A 1,239-nucleotide genomic window follows, 5' to 3' on the forward strand; every position below is an offset into this window, starting at 1 on the left:
GGCGGTTTCTGTCGGTCGTTGCAACACCCCGATGAGTAAGGGGTGGGCGGATGCCAGCGAGCGGTGCTGCGCGGGAGCGCGAGCGAAAGTTCTGGGAGCTGATGCGGGAGGGGCGATCTTCGTCAGCGGCGTGTGAAACTCTCGGCGTGCACAGACGCCAGGGGTATCGGTGGATCAAAGCGGCCGGCGGTCGATTCCCGGTCGAGGACAAACCGCGATCGGGTCGGTATCTCGAGCTCGATGATCGCTTACGGATCGCGGATCTGCGCCTGCAGGGCGCCGGGGTGCGTGAGATCGCGCGAGAGCTGGGACGGCAGCCGTCGACCATCTCGCGCGAGCTGCGACGCAACGGCAAGCCGGGCAGACATGGGTACCGGCCGCACGCGGCCCAGAAGCAGTGCGAGGCTCGCGCGCGCCGACCGAAGGCATGCCGGCTCGACGAGCCGGTCCTCGCGGCGCTCGTTGAGGAGCGTCTGGTGAAGAATTGGAGTCCACAGCAGATCAGTGATGACCTGGCCCGTCTGTTCCCATCCAGTCCGGAGATGCGCGTGGCACCAGAGACGATCTACCAAGCCCTGTTCGTCCAGGGGCGCGGACACCTCCGCGCTGACCTGCACACACACCTCCGCTCCGGGCGCGCTGCCCGCAAACCTCGCGGCCTGCGCTTCACCGACAAGGGCAAGATCCGCGACAAGATCCTCATCAGCGAACGGCCCGCCGAAGCACGAGATCGAGCCGTCCCCGGGCACTGGGAAGGCGATTTGATCGTTGGGTCGGCATCCGGATCTGCAATCGGCACGCTCGTCGAGCGCGCGAGCCGCTACGTGATGCTCGTTCATCTCCCGAACGGACATAGCGCCCCCGCGGTCCGAGACGGACTGATCGCGACGATCAGCACACTGCCGGCCCATCTTCGTCGGTCGCTGACCTGGGACCAGGGAACCGAGATGGCGAAACACCTCGACGTGACCCTCGCAACGGATATGGCGATCTACTTCTGCGACCCCCACTCTCCCTGGCAGCGAGGCTCGAACGAGAACGCAAATGGACTGCTGAGACAGTACTTCCCGAAAGGCACGAACCTCAACGCTCACGGCCCTGCACGGCTGCTCGAAGTCGCGACGGAACTCAACCAGCGACCACGAAAAACCCTCGGCGGTAGAACCCCTGCAGCCACCCTCGAAGAGCTACTCTCGAATCCACCAAGACCAGGTGTTGCGACGACCGGCTGACACCACC

1 protein-coding gene is annotated in these 1,239 nt (G+C 65.2%); it reads left to right on the forward strand.

Annotation, left to right across the window (positions count from 1 at the left end):
- Positions 1 to 101: 101 nt before the first annotated feature.
- Complete coding sequence (locus tag ABVF28_RS17190) at positions 102 to 1,232, forward strand: IS30 family transposase (protein WP_371031455.1); 1,131 nt, start codon at positions 102 to 104, stop codon at positions 1,230 to 1,232.
- Positions 1,233 to 1,239 lie beyond the last annotated feature (7 nt).

The organism is Pseudoclavibacter sp. JSM 162008, assembly GCF_041366455.1.
GTDB lineage: Bacteria > Actinomycetota > Actinomycetes > Actinomycetales > Microbacteriaceae > Pseudoclavibacter.